The sequence below is a fragment of the Skermanella mucosa genome, assembly GCF_016765655.2.
GTDB lineage: Bacteria > Pseudomonadota > Alphaproteobacteria > Azospirillales > Azospirillaceae > Skermanella > Skermanella mucosa.
Genome location: NZ_CP086106.1, coordinates 1,436,042 through 1,449,085 on the forward strand (window position 1 = coordinate 1,436,042; position 13,044 = coordinate 1,449,085).

At 66.7% G+C, this 13,044-nt stretch carries 10 protein-coding genes; 7 read left to right on the top strand and 3 right to left on the bottom strand.

Annotation, left to right across the window (positions count from 1 at the left end):
• Positions 1-2: 2 nt before the first annotated feature.
• Both JL100_RS06600 and JL100_RS06605 read right to left on the bottom strand, forming a co-directional pair.
• On the bottom strand, positions 3-1,346 hold the full coding sequence (locus tag JL100_RS06600) for an HlyD family type I secretion periplasmic adaptor subunit (protein WP_202679941.1): 1,344 nt from the start codon (positions 1,344-1,346) through the stop codon (positions 3-5).
• Positions 1,343-3,016, bottom strand: coding sequence for a type I secretion system permease/ATPase (locus tag JL100_RS06605; protein ID WP_407696961.1), 1,674 nt, complete (start codon positions 3,014-3,016; stop codon positions 1,343-1,345). The genes JL100_RS06600 and JL100_RS06605 overlap by 4 nt, the downstream gene beginning before the upstream one ends.
• 577 nt (positions 3,017-3,593) lie before the next feature.
• Between JL100_RS06605 and galE the strand changes: the two genes are divergently transcribed.
• The 7 genes from galE (at position 3,594) to JL100_RS06640 (ending at position 12,265) form a co-directional block, all read left to right on the top strand.
• Positions 3,594-4,619, top strand: coding sequence for a UDP-glucose 4-epimerase GalE (gene galE, locus JL100_RS06610; protein WP_202679943.1), 1,026 nt, complete (start codon positions 3,594-3,596; stop codon positions 4,617-4,619).
• A 365-nt stretch (positions 4,620-4,984) separates the two neighbouring features.
• Positions 4,985-5,533 carry a MarR family transcriptional regulator gene (locus tag JL100_RS06615; RefSeq protein ID WP_202679944.1) on the top strand — a complete coding sequence of 183 codons (549 nt, stop codon included), beginning with the start codon at positions 4,985-4,987 and terminating at the stop codon, positions 5,531-5,533.
• A 139-nt stretch (positions 5,534-5,672) separates the two neighbouring features.
• Positions 5,673-6,860: a DUF2336 domain-containing protein gene (locus JL100_RS06620; protein WP_202679945.1), complete on the top strand. Its 1,188-nt coding sequence runs from the start codon at positions 5,673-5,675 to the stop codon at positions 6,858-6,860.
• Positions 6,861-6,896: 36 nt separating this feature from the next.
• Positions 6,897-7,655, top strand: coding sequence for a gamma-glutamylcyclotransferase (locus JL100_RS06625; RefSeq protein WP_202679946.1), 759 nt, complete (start codon positions 6,897-6,899; stop codon positions 7,653-7,655).
• Between the two features lie 134 nt (positions 7,656-7,789).
• Entirely contained in the window at positions 7,790-9,364 is a 1,575-nt protein-coding gene (locus JL100_RS06630; protein WP_202679947.1) for a GMC oxidoreductase, read from the top strand.
• A gap of 216 nt (positions 9,365-9,580) precedes the next feature.
• Positions 9,581-9,721 carry a hypothetical protein gene (locus JL100_RS06635; protein ID WP_202679948.1) on the top strand — a complete coding sequence of 47 codons (141 nt, stop codon included), beginning with the start codon at positions 9,581-9,583 and terminating at the stop codon, positions 9,719-9,721.
• Positions 9,722-9,778: 57 nt separating this feature from the next.
• On the top strand, positions 9,779-12,265 hold the full coding sequence (locus tag JL100_RS06640) for a cation:proton antiporter (protein WP_202679949.1): 2,487 nt from the start codon (positions 9,779-9,781) through the stop codon (positions 12,263-12,265).
• Between the two features lie 21 nt (positions 12,266-12,286).
• Here JL100_RS06640 and JL100_RS06645 read toward each other — a convergent pair whose 3' ends face one another.
• Positions 12,287-13,033, bottom strand: a complete 747-nt coding sequence (locus tag JL100_RS06645; protein ID WP_202679950.1) for an SDR family oxidoreductase — start codon at positions 13,031-13,033, stop codon at positions 12,287-12,289.
• Positions 13,034-13,044 lie beyond the last annotated feature (11 nt).

Sequence of the window (13,044 nt, forward strand, 5' to 3'; positions counted from 1 at the left end):
GGTCATTCCTCTCGGAACGCCCGCCTCATGCTGTCTGTGATGGGGCTGAGGAAATAGTCGATCGCCCGCCGCTTGGCGTTGATCATGATGACTTCCGCGGGCATGCCGGGGACCAGTTCCACATGGTGGAGCGAGGCCAGCGACTCGGGGTCCAGCCTGACCCGCGCGGTGAAGTAGGACTGGCCCGTCCGCTGGTCGAGCACCTGGTCGGCCGCGACATACATCACGTGCGCGTCGATCGTCGGGACCTTGCGCTGCTTGTAGGCGCTGAGCCGGACGTTGGCGACCTGTCCGACCCGGATGCTGTCGATGTCGGCCGGGCTGACCTGGGCCTCGACCACCAGCTCGTCGTCGATCGGGACCAGGTCCAGGATCGGAGCCCCGGCGCCGATCACGCCGCCCGGCGTGTAGAAGCGGATGTCGGTGACCTTGCCGTCCTGGGGAGCGACCACCTCCTTGCGCTGGACGATGTCGGTGGCGCCGCGGGACCGCTCGGTCATGTCCGCCAGCGTGCCCTGGGTCTGCTGGAGCGCGTCGGCGATCTCCGTCCGTCGGTCGTGCTTGAGCGACAGGATCTCCAGCTCGGCGGCGGCGATCGCCTGCTCGGCCTGGGACTCGTTGGCCGCCAGTTCGCCGACCCGGCCCTTCAGCTCGGCCGACAGGCGCTGCATCTCCAGCAGCCGGGGCCGGCGCTCGTAGCCCTTTTCCAGCAGGGCCCTGATGGTCCCTAGTTCCTCGTCGGTGTAGCGCAGGCGGTCGGCGGTGGCGCTGGCCTGGGCCTTCAGGGCCGCGATCTGCTCCCGGAGCTGGTCGATCTTGCGCCGGTTGATCGCCAGCGATCCGTCGTAGCTGTCCCAGCGTGCCGCGAACAGGCGCTGCTCGGTCGCCATGGCGTCCGCCGCGACCGTGCTGCGCTTGCCGGCCTCGACAAGATCCTCGGGGAAGACCAGCGAGCGCTGCTCAGCCTGCTCGGCGCGGAGGCGGGCGACTCGGGCCTGGGCGGTCCAGAGCTGGTTCTCGACCTGGCCCAGCAGGGCCTCGGCCTGGGTGCCGTCCATCCGCAGCAGGACTTGGCCCGCCTTGACCCGGTCGCCCTCCTTGACCAGCAACTCGTGCAGGATGCCGCCTTCCAGGTGGGAGATGGTCTTGCGGTGGCTGTTGGCGATGACGGTGCCCTGGGCGATGGCGGCGCTGCTGAGGTCCGCGGTCACTGCCCATCCGATGAAGCCGCCGAACCCGACCAGGACCGCGACCGTGCCGGCGATCATGGTGTTGCGCAGCGACGGCTCGCGCGGCGCCGCCTCCAGGGTCACGGTCCATACGGGATTATTGGTCGGGAGCGTCATGACGCTTGTCCTGCCTGAACGCCGTCCGCGAGGGCCTTGCCGGTCTTGACCAGGCGGGCCACGTTGGGCGCGGTCGCGACCTGGCGCGTGCCGGGCGGGGCGGAGATCGCCTTCAGCACGTCGGCGCGGGCGCCGAACTGGTCGATCATGCCGTCCTTCAGGACCAGCAGCTTGTCCACCGCGGCAACCACCGAGGGCCGGTGGGCGATCAGGACGACGGTCGTGCCGGCCGCCTTGGCCTTGGCGATCGCCTGGAGCAGGGCCTGCTCGCCGGCGTTGTCGAGGTTGGAGTTGGGCTCGTCCAGCACCAGCAGGCGCGGGTTGCCGAACAGCGCGCGGGCCAAGCCGATCCGCTGGCGCTGGCCGCCGCTGAGGCTGTAGGCGCTGTCGCCGACGCTGGTGTCGTAGCCGAACGGCAGCCGGCCGATCATCTCGTGGACGTCTGCCATCTTGGCCGCGTTCACCACGTCCAGCGGGCTAGCCTCGGTCATGCGCGAGATGTTCTCGCGGATCGTGCCATCGAGCAGGGAGACGTTCTGGGGCAGGTAGCCGACGCTGAGGCCGAAGCTCTCCCGCTCCCACAGGAAGGTGCTGTGGCCGTCCAGGTAGATGCCGCCCGAAGTGGGTTCCCAGATGCCGACCAGCAGGCGGGCCAGGGTCGATTTGCCGGCGGCGGACGGGCCGATGATGCCCAGCGTCTCGCCCGGTTCCAGCGAGAAGGAGATGCCCTTCAGCACCGCCTTGTCGACCCCCGGCGGGATATAGACGAGCCGATCCACGCTCAGCCGTCCCTCGGGCCGGGGCAGGGGCATGCTCTGGCGGCGGCCCTGGGTGCCGTTCAGCAGGCCGCGCACCCGGCCGAAGGCCGACAGGGCGAACACCCATTGGCGCCAGCCGTCGATCAGCTGCTCGAACGGCTGGAGCATGCGGCCCATCAGGATGCCGGCCGCCATGGCGCTGCCGGGCGACGCCTCGCGGTCGATCACCAGCACGCAGGCGGTCGAGATCATGGCGATCTGGAGGATCAGCCGGAGCGAGCGCGAGACGGCGGTCAACGCCTTGGCCGCGCTGTTGCCCCGGTTCAGCAGCTCGATCATGCGGTACTGGCTGCGCTCCCACCGCCTGGCCACCGCCGGCAGCATGCCCATCGCCTCGATCACTTCCGCGTTCCGGACGGTGGACGCGATGTCGCCGAAGGATTTCGCCGCCGCCTCGTTGGCCTGGGCCAGCGGGCGCCGGGTCAGCAGGTCGGTCAGCACGCTCATCAGGAACAGCAGCACGGCGGCGCCCAGCGCCAGCCAGCCGTAGATCGGGTGCAGCAGGAACAGGACGACCAGGAACATCGGCACCCACATCACCTCCAGCGGCACCGTGATGGCGCTGCCGGTGATGAAGGAGCGCAGGTCGTTGAGGTCGCGGATCGCCTGGGTCGAGTTGCGCTGGCTGCCGTGCAGGGTGTCGATGACGGCGGCCTGCAGGGTCGGGACGTTCAGCCGCATGGCGATCAGGTCGCCCATGATCAGGAAGACCCTGGTCCGGATGAAGTCCAGCACCGCGTAGAGCATCAGCCCGCCGACCGCCACGACCGCCAGCATGATCAGGGTGTCGGTGCTCCGGCTGGTCATGACGCGGTCGTAAACCTGCATCGTGTAGAGCGGCACGATGAGCATGAGTATATTTACGAAACAGCTGAGCACGGCAGCAAACACCATGCCCCTGCCGAGATGCCGCAGCGTACTGCGGAGTAGTGCGTGGTCATTCATGCAGGGGACAAGCTCCAAGGCGGACGCTGGGTGCGATGCAATATTGGAGCAAATTGTTAAACGGGCGTTAAACGGCCGTTTCCCGATCAGTTGAGCCGGTCAAAGATTTCAGTGCTCATCAGAAGATAGGACAAATTCAAAACAAAATTCGGCATAAGTCGCCCCCGCGTGCAGAATTCGTCCCATCCGGGGATGCGTGCCGATGGGCCTGGATTGCGCTGAAATTCAAATGAAAATCTGCTCGGTTTGACTGCATGTCCATCATGCTTTCTCCTAAATAAAACTGGTTAATATTCAAGTATGGCCCGGATCTGTATTAACTTGCAGGTAATAGTCGTGTGATAAATACCATGTTCAATGGGGCTCGGAACCAGCCGGATCCCAGAGTTTCCCGCATCAAGAGCCGTCAAGATACCGGCAGGAGGGCGCAACGCTCCTCCTGGGCACCCCCCCGGTTTAGAGCGGCTCAATAAAGGAGCTTTGCATGCCTCATCAGGAAACGGTTCTGGTCACCGGCGGCGCCGGTTTCGTCGGCAGCCACTGCGTAGCCGAACTGGTCGCCCGCGGCTATTCGGTGGTCGTTTTCGATAATCTCCAGCAGGGACACCGTGCCGCCGTCCCGGCCGAGGCCGAGCTGGTCGAGGGCGACCTGGCCAGCCCGGCCGCGCTGACCCGCCTGTTCAGCGCCTTCCGCTTCGACGCGATCCTGCATTTCGCCTCGAACTCGCTGGTGGGGGAGTCGATGCGCAACCCGCACCTCTACCTGCACGACAACGTGGTGAATGCCCTCAACCTGGTCCAGTTCGCGGCCGACAACGGCGTTCGGCGCTTCGTTCTGTCCTCCACCGCCAACCTGTTCGGCATGCCGGACCGGATGCCGATCGACGAGAACACCGAGATCGATCCCGGCAGCCCCTATGGCGAATCCAAGTTCATGATCGAACGGATCCTGCACTGGGCCGACAGGGTGCATGGCATGCATTCGGCCTGCCTGCGCTATTTCAACGCAGCGGGAGCCCACCCCGACGGGCACCTGGGCGAGGACCACGACCCCGAGACGCACCTGATCCCGCTGGTGCTCGACGTCGCGGCGGGAAAACGGCCGCATATCGAGATCTTCGGCGACGACTACCCGACCCATGACGGCACCTGCATCCGGGACTACATCCACGTATCCGACCTCGCCGACGCCCATGTCCGGGTCCTGTCCGCGCTGGACCACCGCAGCTGCCGGTACAACCTGGGCAACGGCAGGGGCTACACGGTGCGCGAGGTGATCGAGACGGCCCGCAGGGTGACCGGCCGCGACATCGCGGTGAAGGTCGGCGCGCGGCGTCCCGGCGATCCTCCCGTCCTGATCGCGTCGAGCGAGCGGATCCGCAGGGATCTCGGCTGGGATCCGCGTTTCCCGGATCTGGAAACGATTATCCGCCATGCCTGGGATTGGCGCTGCCGCAACCCTCACGGATACGAGTCCGGCCCTGTTCGCGAACTGATCGCTGTCGGCTAACAATAGAGGTACAGACTATTTACGGTTCTTTTACAACTCTGAGCAAGGGTAAGAGGCGAATGTAAGTACGGGTTTACCCTGTCGGGGATGGGAAAGAATGAGCGGGAAAATCGCATATAATAATAGTTCGAATTTAGCGACGAATTCCCGCTCGATGTACCGCTGGGAAGAGGCGGCAGAACGCCGAACCCAATGCCAACCACAGAGCGAAGCTTTATTACCTCGACGAGGAAAACAACGTGCCTACCAATGGACTGGCCTTCAAACGCAGCGTTCAGCCGGCTCAGACGGAAAAGGTGTCCAATGATGTGCTTCCCAAGCCCGACGGGATCGAAGGTGCGCGCATCGGACGAGGGGGGGAGGGCATGAACGGCATTTCCCGCCCCGAAACCGCGGCCATCAGCCAAGTTTCCGACGGCGCCGACGAACAGCGGCCGGGGCGTATACCCGCGACCGCGATCTACCACGACATCGCCCGCATCGTCGAGCGCATGCACCGCCGTTTCCTCGACGTGGTCCGCGTCGAGCTGGGGCGGGTCGGCATCGACGACATCAGCCCGGTCCAGGTGCTCATGCTGATGAACATCGGGACCGAGGAGCTGTCGGTGCGCGACCTGATGGAGCGCGGGTACTATCTCGGCTCCAACGCATCCTACAACCTGAAGCAGCTGGTCGAGACCGGCTACGTCGACCGCGCCCCCTCGCTGCGCGACCGCCGGTCGGCCCGGCTGCGCCTGTCGGAGAAGGGCATGAGCCTGTGCGGCGAACTGAGGCGGCTGGAAGCGACCCAGGCCGACGCCCTGATCCGCACCGACGACGACAATGCCGATTTCGACACCACGTACCGCACCCTGCGCCGGCTGGAGCGGGCCTGGAGCGACATCATCCGCTACGACGAGCGGGATTTCGATTAGAGGACCGGGAAACCGGGGTCGGACCACCATTTCCCCGGAATGTTGTCGCGATGGAACGCTTGGGGGAAATGGTGGTCCGACCCCGGTTTCACTCGCCGGCGCCCGAACTGGTATCGTTCCCGATGCGGAAACGAAGGACATGATCGCCACTTCCGTCAATTGCGCGCTGAGCTATGCCGACGTCCAGCGCCTGCTGGCCGATCCGTCGCCCGAGGCGCGGATCGCGACCGTGTCGAAGCTGGTCTCCGACCTGGAAGGCGGTGAACTCGCGGGTCCCGAGAAAGCCATCGCGACCGACATCCTGCACCGGCTGGCGATGGATGCCGAGGCCGCGGTGCGCGAGGCGGTGGCCTGGCAGATCCACAACAGCCCTCTGCTGACCGACTCGCTGGCGACCCGCCTGGCGCGTGACATCGGGCGGGTCGCGTTCCCGGTCCTGCGCAACGCTCCCCGCCTGACCGACGATCTCCTGCTCCAGGTCATCGCCGACCGGGACGCCGAGAAGCAGCTGGCGGTCGCCGGGCGCCCGGAAGTGTCCTCGCGGGTCGCCGACGCCATCGTGGAAACCGACAACGTCACGGTGATCGTCCGCCTGCTGCGCAACGACGGCGCGGACATCCGCGACGCGACGCTGCACAGGACCCTGGACCGCTATGGCATGCTGGGCGCCGTCAACGAGGCGATGGCCGGGCGCTCCGGGTTGTCCCTGGCGGTGATCGAGAAGCTGATCGCCTATGTCTCGGAGGAAATCCGCAGCCGCCTCGTGGAGCGGCACCGGCTGTCTCCCGTGCTTGTCGCGGAGATCGTCGGGCGCGGGCGCGAGGCCGCGACCATGCTGCTGCTGAAGCCGCTCGCCGACAGTACCGCCGACCTGGAAGCGATGGTCCGCCATCTCGACCGCGACGGGCGCCTGAGCCCTTCGATGATGCTGCGGGCGCTGTGCGCCGGTGAACTGGATCTCTTCACGATCGGGCTCGGCGTGCGGGCCGGCGTCCCGGTGGAGACGGCGCGCCTCCTGGTCTGGGACGACGGTCCGCTGGGCCTTCGGGCGATCTTCGGGAAGGCCGGGTTTCCGCAGGCGCTGCTGCCGCCCTTCCGCACCGCGATCGAGGTGGTCAAGCGGATGGACTATGGCGGGCGCGATGACGGGCGGGAGGATTATCAGGTCGCCGTCCTGGCGCGCGTCTTCGAGGAGTGCGGCGCGATCGAGGAACGGATGGTCGACGACCTGCTGCTCCAGCTGTTCGACCAGAAGTCGGACGAGGTGATCGAGCGGGCGATGGAACGGGCGGGAATGCCGTTCCATCCCGTCCGCGCCGCCCGCTGAAGGCTCGGACGCTGTACAGGCGTTGAAAAAGCCGCGATGCTTGACGATGTTCGGCATCGCCGCTTTTCCGCTTCCGGTACGATTGCTGCCTTCATGCCCTTTTCCGACCAGCCGATGCCCGTCCCGCTGACCCGCGAGGAACTTCTCGACCATGATCGCCGCCGCAGGATGATGGAGGCGTATCCGTGGATGAAGACCTGGACCGACGAGGAGCTGGACCGCTCGCTGGAGCAGACCCTGAAGTCCCGGCCGGCGGACGGGACGGGCCGGGGGGGCATCTGGGTCTTCGCCTACGGCAGCCTGATCTGGAACCCGACCTTCGCCTTCGTCGAGCGGCGCACGGCCCGGATCCGCGGCTATCACCGCCGTTTCTGCCTGCGCGCCGACATGGGGCGGGGAACGCTCGAGCGGCCCGGCCTGTTTCTCGGCCTGGACCGTGGCGGCCAATGCGCCGGCGTCGTTTTCCGCATAGCGGAAGAGCAGGCCGCGCATGAGCTGACGCTGCTCTGGCGGCGTGAAATGATCACCGGAGCCTATATTCCGCGATGGCTGAAGGCCGAAACCGAAGAGGGACCGGTTCACGCCATCGCGATGACGATAAACCGCAATTATTCCCGCTATGTGGGTGACTGGACCCATGCAGAGACAATCAAGGCTATAGCGATGGCAGAGGGTCGGTTCGGCCGTTGCTCCGACTATTTGTTCAATACCGCCGAACATTTGGCGGAACTGGGATTGCGCGATCGCATGCTGGAGCGTTTTGCCGCAGAGGTACGCCGATTTCTTGCCGGATAGAGTCGCGCCACTGCCACACCCCCAAAGAGAATGTGGACATTACAGACCCGATGCCACTTATTCAATGAACTCCAAAATTCTTCCCGCCAACCAGTATCCGGTTACGTCCAAGTATGATCACAGATGTGCGCAACTTGTCCGATGGGACGGTGATCGACTCCGACATTTGCATCGTGGGAGCCGGTGCGGCCGGCATTACGCTGGCCATGGAACTGATCGGCCATAACTTCTCGGTCAATCTGCTGGAAAGCGGCGGGCTCGACTTCGAGGACGACGTCCAGGCGCTGAACGACGGCGACTGCGTCAGCGAGCACAAGGTCGATCTGCTGTGGACCCGGCTGCGCTATTTCGGCGGCACGACCGGCCACTGGGGCGGCAACTGCGCGCCGCTCGACGAGCGGGATTTCGAGGCCCGTCCCTGGGTGCCCGACAGCGGATGGCCTATCTCCAGGAAGGACCTGGAACGGTTCTACCCGCGGGCGTACCGTTACTGCGAACTGCCGTCCGACGACTATTCGGTCGAACACTGGGCCGAGGTATCCGAGAAGTTCCGCAAGAGCCGGATTCCGGTCACCGGCGAGGAGATCGGCGAGAAGCTGTTCCTGAAAAGCCCGCCGACCCGCTTCGGCGACGTCTACCGCGCGGACCTTGCCAAGCCGGACAGCCAGTGCACGGTCTATCTCCATGCCAACGTCGTCGAGATCGAGGCCGCGGAGGACGCTTCCGAGGTCCTGGGTCTCCGGACCCGCGACGTGGGCGGGCGTGGCTGCCGCTTCACCGCCCGGATCTTCATCCTGGCGAGCGGCATCGAGAACGCGCGGCTCCTGCTGTTGTCCAACAAGGTCCGCCCCAACGGGCTGGGCAACGACCATGACGTGGTCGGCCGCTACTTCATGGCCCACACCACCATCCGCACCGGCCGCGCGATGCTGGAGGTGCCGAAGGAGACGGTGCGGTTCTACGGCCTGGACAGTTGGGCCACCCGGTTCGAGAGCGGCGGCGCCCCCTTCATGAACGCCCTCCAGCCGACTTATCCGGTCCAGGAGCGGGAGGGCATGCTGAACAGCGTCGTGTTCCTCGACGAGTCCTACGAAGGGGAGCACGCGCCGGGCTTCGTGGCTCTGCGCAAGATCGTCAAGCAGATCATCCATGGCCGCATACCCGACCGACTCGGCGAGAATCTCGGCAAGGTGATCGGCGACCTCGACTCGGTCGCCAAGGCGCTCTACGCGCGGGCCAGCGGCAACAGCGACTACCGGGCCGTGGAAATGCGCTATTTCGCGGAGCAGGCGCCCAACCGCGACAGCCGGGTCATGCTCGGTTCCGAGCGCGACGCCCTCGGGCAGAACCGGCTGGTGCTCGACTGGCGGCTCCAGCAGATCGACAAGCACACGATCCTGCGCACCCAGGATCTGGTCGCCCGCGAGTTCGGCAAGCTCGGTGTCGGCCGCCTGAAGGTCGAGTTCGAGAACGAGGAGGATCCCTGGCCGAAGGGCGTCGATTCGTCGGCGCACTTCATGGGAACCACCAGGATGAGCAAGGATCCCCGCCAGGGAGTCGTGGACGAGAACTGCCGGGTCCACGGTATCCGGAACCTGTACGTCGCCGGCGGGTCGGTGTTCCCGACGGCCGGGGCGACGATGGTGACGATGAACATCGTGGCCCTGGCCGTGCGTCTGGCCGACCACCTGATCGGCAAGCTGGCGTAGCCGGCGGCTGTCTGACCCCGATATCCCTCGTTGGCACCAAAAAGGGGCCGCAGCAGCCTCAGTCTGAGATCGGGTATGTCACGATATCGACCGCGGCGCCGGTCACCGTCACGGCGGCGGAGCCGACGGTGGTGACCGCTCCGACCGTCGTGCCCACTATGCCGCAGCCGCAAAGGTTAGTGAGCAGGCAAAGTAAAGCGGTAATTCGAAGCATGGATGCGCTATCCTGAAGCCGGCGTTACCTCGATGGTATCGGCCATGCCTCCTTTGATGCACTATCCGGCTCCCGGCCACAAGACCGTCATGATCGATCCGCAGATTGTTCCGGACCAAAGGGAACGTGCTGGTGCAAATTGAGCGTGGCCGCGCATACCGCCTTTCGTTTTCCTGATCGACGCATATCGGGTTTCAGACTTGAACGACCTCATCCTCTTCATCCTGGTCATCAGCGCCCTGCTCGTGGTCGCCAGCCTGCTCCAACCCCTGGCCGACCGCCTGCGCCTGCCCCATTCGGTGCTGCTCGCCGCGGTCGGAGTCGCGATCGCCGCCGCCGCGGTGACGCTCGTCCCGGGCAGGGAACCCCGGATGATCGGGGAGGCGGCCTCGGCCATCGCCGAAATGTCGTTCAGCTCCTCCACATACATCCTGGTTTTCCTGCCGGCGCTGCTGTTCCAGGCGGCTCTGACGATCGACGTCAGGCGGATGATGGAGGACGCGGCTCCGATCCTGCTGCTGGCGGTGGTCGCCGTGTTCGTCGCCACCGCGGTGATCGGGCTGGCGCTCTGGCCGCTCGCGGGGGTGCCGCTGGTCGTCTGCCTGATGCTGGGATCGATCGTGGCGACCACCGACCCGGCGGCGGTCATCGCGATCTTCCGCGATATCGGGGCGCCGGCGCGGCTGGTCAGGCTGGTCGAAGGCGAGAGCCTGCTCAACGACGCTGCCGCCATCGCGATCTTCTACGTCCTGCTGGAGATGATCGTCTCGGGCGACGAGCCCGACCTGCTGATGGGCGCCTGGGACCTGGCGCTGGACCTGGGCGGCGGCACCGTGCTGGGCATCGTGGGCGCGCGGCTGGCGGTGGCGGTGATCCCGCTGCTGCGCGGACGGCGCACGGCGGAGGTGACGCTGACCCTGGCGCTGCCCTACCTTATATATGTGACGGGCGACCATTTCCTGGGAGTCTCCGGCGTCGTCGCGGTGGCGGTGGCCGGCCTGGTGTTCGGCGCGGGCAGCCGTTCCCGGCTGTCGCCGTCGGGCTGGGCGTACCTGGACGCGGTCTGGGAACAGGTGGCCTTCCTGGCGGGGTCGCTGGTCTTCATCCTGGCGGCGCTGATGGTGCCGAAGCTTCTGGTGGACGTCAGCGCGCATGACGGCTTCCTGCTGCTGGTGATGGTCGCGGCGGCGCTGGTCGCGCGCGCCCTGGTGCTGTTCCTGCTGCTGCCGCCGCTGACCCTGCTGAAGCTCAGCGCGAAGATCAGCAATTCCTACAAGCTCGTCCTGACCTGGGGCGGGCTGCGCGGCGCCGTGACCCTGGCGCTGGCCCTGTCCGTGACGGAGGCCCGCGGGATCGGGGGCGAGGAGCAGCGGCTGGTGACCGTGCTGGCGACCGGCTTCGTGCTGTTCACCCTGTTCGTCAACGGCACGACGCTCCGCATGGTGATCAAGCTTCTGGGGCTGAACCGGCTGTCGCCGCTCAACCAGGCGCTCCGCACCCAGGTCCTGGCCCTGTCGCTGGCGGAAGTCCGCGACTCGGTCCAGGAGACCGCCCAGGAATACGAGTTCGCGCCGACCGTCGCCCGCGCGATCCAGAAGCCCTACGACGCGAGGATCGCGGAGGTGACATCGGGCGGCAGCCTGGAGGAGCGGATCTCCGACCGCGACCGCATCACGCTGGGGCTGATCTCGCTCGCCAACCGCGAACGCCAGCTGGTGCTGGAGCACCATGGCCTCCAGACCGTGTCGGGCGACATCATCGAGGCGCTGTTGCGCAACGCCGGGGAGATCTATGACGGTGCCCGGACCGGCGGCCGGATCGGTTACAACCGGGCGGCGCGCAAGATCCTGCGGCTGCCGCGCGCGTTCCGGTTCGCCTATTCGCTGCACCGCTGGACCGGGGTCGAGCGCCCGCTGGCCCGGCAGGTGTCCAAGCGGTTCGACAAGTTCCTGGTGCGCCGCCTGGTGCTGGAGGAACTGATCCGCTTCAACAGCCGCAGCCTGAAGCCGCTGCTGGGGGACCGGGTCGCCGAACTGCTCGGCGAGGTGCTGGGCGGCCGGATGGAAGCCTCCTCCAAGGCGCTGGACGCGCTGGAGCTGCAATATCCCGAATATGCCGAGGCGCTGAGCCAGCGGTTCCTCCGCAAATACGCGCTCCGGCGGGAGATGGTCCGCTACGAGAGCCTGTATCACGACGGCCTGATCGGCCAGGAGCTGTTCGAGGACCTCCGCCGCGGCGTCGAGGTACGCCGGCGCGAGGCCGACCGGCGGCCCAAGCTGGACCTTCGGCTCGACAAGGTCGCCCTGATCGCCCAGGTGCCCCTGTTCAACGGCCTGGAGCCCAAGGATATGGCGCGGCTGGCGAAGATCCTGCGATCCCGCCTGGCGCTGCCCGACCAGACCTTCATCCGCGCCGGGGATCGCGGCAACGCCATGTACTTCATCTCGTCGGGAGCGGTCGAGGTGGTGCTGCCGGATCGCCGCATCCGGCTGGGACGCGGCGACTTCTTCGGCGAGATGGCGCTTCTGGACGGCGCGCCGCGCCGGGCGGACGTGGTGGCGCTGACCTACTGCACGTTGCTGGAACTGCGTTCCGGCGACTTTAGCAAGTTCCTGAAGGCCAACCCGCACATCAGCGATCAGATCGACCAGGTCGCCCGGGAGCGCGGGGTGAAGCGGGTGGCCTGACCGGCCCCGCCAACCCCCTCCCTATCGGCCGCCGGAGACTGGCACCAGCGCGCCGCAGACATAGGACGACTGCTCCGACAGCAGCCAGACGATCGCCTGCGCCACCTCCTCGGCGGCGCCGACGCGCCCCTCGGGGACGCCGCCGACCAGCCTTTCGAGCCGGCCGGGGATGCCGCTGGCGTCGTGGATCTCCGTGTCGATCAGGCCGGGATTGACGGCGTTCACCCGGATGCCTTCCGGCCCCAGCTCTTTCGACAGGCCGATGGTCAGGCTGTCCACGGCGCCCTTGCTGGCGGCGTAGTGGACGAACTCGTTGGGGGAGCCCAGCGCCGCCGCCCTGGACGACACGTTGACGATCGTGCCGCCCCGGCCGCCGCGGCTCTTCGCCATGCGCCGCGCCGCCTCGCGGGCGCACAGGAAGGGGCCGACGACGTTGATCGCCATCACGCTCTCGACCGTCTCGGCGGTCAGGTCGAGAAGCTTGCCCGCAGGGCCGGTGATGCCGGCATTGTTGACCAGCCCGGTCAGCGGGCCGAGCTGGTCGTCGACGGCGGCGAACAGGCGCATCACGTCCTGCTCGCGCGCCATGTCGCCCTGCACGGTGATGGCCCGGACCCCGTGGGAACGGGCGTTGCCGGCGACCGCCTCGGCCTTGGCCTGGTCGCGCAGGTAGTTGACGCAGACGTCCCAGCCGGCCTGGGCCGCGAGGCGGACCGTCGCGGCGCCGATGCCGCGGCTGCCGCCGGTCACGACGAGAATTCCAGCCATCACCCTATCTC

What these genes read in the sequence shown, in the direction of transcription:
- JL100_RS06605 (WP_407696961.1), bottom strand. Translation starts at nt 3,016, where the DNA reads ATGCTCATCGTGCCGCTCTACACGATGCAGGTTTACGACCGCGTCATG.
- JL100_RS06635 (WP_202679948.1), top strand. Translation starts at nt 9,581, where the DNA reads ATGCGCTATCCTGAAGCCGGCGTTACCTCGATGGTATCGGCCATGCCT.
- JL100_RS06600 (WP_202679941.1), bottom strand. Translation starts at nt 1,346, where the DNA reads ATGACGCTCCCGACCAATAATCCCGTATGGACCGTGACCCTGGAGGCG.
- JL100_RS06645 (WP_202679950.1), bottom strand. Translation starts at nt 13,033, where the DNA reads ATGGCTGGAATTCTCGTCGTGACCGGCGGCAGCCGCGGCATCGGCGCC.
- JL100_RS06615 (WP_202679944.1), top strand. Translation starts at nt 4,985, where the DNA reads ATGAACGGCATTTCCCGCCCCGAAACCGCGGCCATCAGCCAAGTTTCC.
- JL100_RS06625 (WP_202679946.1), top strand. Translation starts at nt 6,897, where the DNA reads ATGCTTGACGATGTTCGGCATCGCCGCTTTTCCGCTTCCGGTACGATT.
- galE (WP_202679943.1), top strand. Translation starts at nt 3,594, where the DNA reads ATGCCTCATCAGGAAACGGTTCTGGTCACCGGCGGCGCCGGTTTCGTC.
- JL100_RS06620 (WP_202679945.1), top strand. Translation starts at nt 5,673, where the DNA reads ATGATCGCCACTTCCGTCAATTGCGCGCTGAGCTATGCCGACGTCCAG.